The sequence below is a fragment of the Candidatus Protofrankia californiensis genome, from assembly GCF_900634765.1.
In the GTDB taxonomy this organism is placed as follows: domain Bacteria; phylum Actinomycetota; class Actinomycetes; order Frankiales; family Frankiaceae; genus Protofrankia; species Protofrankia californiensis.
The window spans coordinates 1-2,071 of the sequence record NZ_CAAAFT010000013.1; the positions used below are offsets into that span (position 1 = coordinate 1).

At 66.4% G+C, this 2,071-nt stretch carries 2 protein-coding genes; both read right to left on the minus strand.

Translation table 11 applies throughout. The features are described from left to right. Window positions 1–210, minus strand: a 210-nt coding sequence (locus DD1DGNOD_RS00500) for a hypothetical protein (protein ID WP_241255369.1), incomplete at its 3' end; no start/stop codon positions are given. 512 nt (window positions 211–722) lie between these two features. Beyond that, on the minus strand, window positions 723–1,454 hold the full coding sequence (locus DD1DGNOD_RS00505; RefSeq protein ID WP_013871668.1) for an HdeD family acid-resistance protein: 732 nt from the start codon (window positions 1,452–1,454) through the stop codon (window positions 723–725). Between the last annotated feature and the right edge of the window lie 617 nt (window positions 1,455–2,071).

Genomic DNA, 2,071 nt, shown 5'->3' on the forward strand with positions numbered 1-2,071 from the left:
CGGTGAGTCGCCGACGGTGAGCGTCTCGCCGACCGCACGGCCCTCGACGAACAGGCGTGGTCGACGTGTGGGGAGAGCCGGCACGCTCGGACGGACGTGCCGTACCAGCGTGTCGGCGATCAGACCGACGGGCACGTCCGGATCGGTGTCGAGCAGGATGTCCGCGCTGACGTCCTGGGCTGGGTAAGCCACGGTGAGTGTCAGGCGCATGTAAGTACGATACGGCGTGATGCCGACAAAACGGGATGTGTCCACCATGCCCCGTGTCAGCCTTGGGCAGCCGGGACTCCGACAGTCGAATCCCGACCGTGACAGACCGCTCTGAAGATGGCCGACCGGCCCGTCACGGTCGATCGGCCATCGCCGACGGCCTCATGGCCAGTGCCCCCTCTACGCGCTCACCGCCGGGAAGCCCGCGACCGGGAAGCCCGCGACCGGGAAGCCCGCGACCGGGAAGCCCGCGACCGGGAAGCCCGCGACCGGGAAGCATCGCGGTCGAGAACGGGCCAGGGACCGACGTCCCCGGCCCGTCGTATGGGTCGGCCCGTGGCGACGATGGCGGTCGAGCCTGCCGCGAACCCGCGAGCGGATTTCCGCGGATCGCGTCGGTGACCTGGAGACCGGCTACGCATGGTGCTCCCTCGTCAGGGCCCGTTTCTGGGAGGGGCGGAACGTGTGTCACCGCCCCTCCCGAGGCTTATGTCCATTTTCCAGGATTTATGTCACCGTCCTTCCGAAAGAGATCTGCGGGCTCGGCTCTCCTCCGCTCGTCCGGCCTCCGCTCGTCCGGACTCGCGGGTTGCACCGGTACCGAATCCCACCGGCGGGAGATGACCTTCGGAAAAGGCCGGAAGGTCCCCTCGGAGGCCACGTTTCCGGAAGGACATCGCGATTTTCGTCAGGCCTGTGGCGAGGGCCGCGAGCCCCACCCACAGGACCAGCAGAGAGATCGAGAACCGCGGATAGCTGACGGCCCAGAAACCGACACCGATCTCGAGTACGCCGATCGCCAGCGGCATCCACCACTGGGCTGTTCCGCGAGGGTCCTCCCCGGCCGCGCCGTAACGTTCGGCCCGTCTCGCGACGAAGGAGTTGACGATGTCATAAACACCTTTGATCAGGAAGTACCAGGCCGCGATCCTGGCCACCACCGGGAAGGTCGGGCGGGACCAGACCAGCGCGACTATACCGCCGGCGACGAGGAGGACGGCGAGCAGGACATGGGACCATCGCCAGTCCCGCGCTGTCACCGACGCCGCCAGCAGTTCACTGGCGGCGCTGAGGAGCAGGACGATTCCCAGAAGTATGGCGACCGAGCGAACCGTGGTCAGACCGAACTGTGGAATTGCCAGCGCAAAAAGGACAAAGGCGATCCCTGCGGCGAGCAGATACCACCATTGAACCTTCGTGGTACGGCCCTGAGCGTGGCCCGCCGGCGTTGCCGCGAAACGCATGGCAGCTCCTTTCGAGTCATCGGGCTCTCGAACATGACCGACTCCCGCGGATACGGGCGTCGGTCGCCGAAGTGCGTGGTCGAGTCGGTGATGCCCCCGCTCGCAGGCTTCACGCCATACCAGTGCCGCGAATCATGACGCGTATGTCGGCGGACCGGCCGCCGCCGGTCGACTTCGTGGGTGAATGACGAGATTGGTGGCTGCTTGCCGTCCCGCCGACGGTCGCACGGTTTCCAGCATTCGTCCGTGTATATCCGCTTCGCCGACGGCGCCGATCTCGCCCTCGTGTCCGAGCGGCTCGGTTACTCAGCGCCATCGGTTACTCAGCGCCATCGGTTACTCAGCGCCATCGGTCGCGGGTGCGCTGTACACCGACCTGCTGCGCTCGGCCGGTCAGCAGGCGGCCGAGACGATCTCAGCGGCGATCCTGTGGACGGTGCGACATGCCCACAACGCGCCTACGAAGATCATGAACGGTTCGACGAAAACTGATCAAAAAGAGCGTTTTGCCTGGTCACGGCGCCAACCGGACGGGTCGACGCCGTGAGCGAAGAGCGGAGGCTCCGGGATTTGAACCCGGGAGGGGGGTTACCCCCAACCGCATTAGCAGTGCGGCG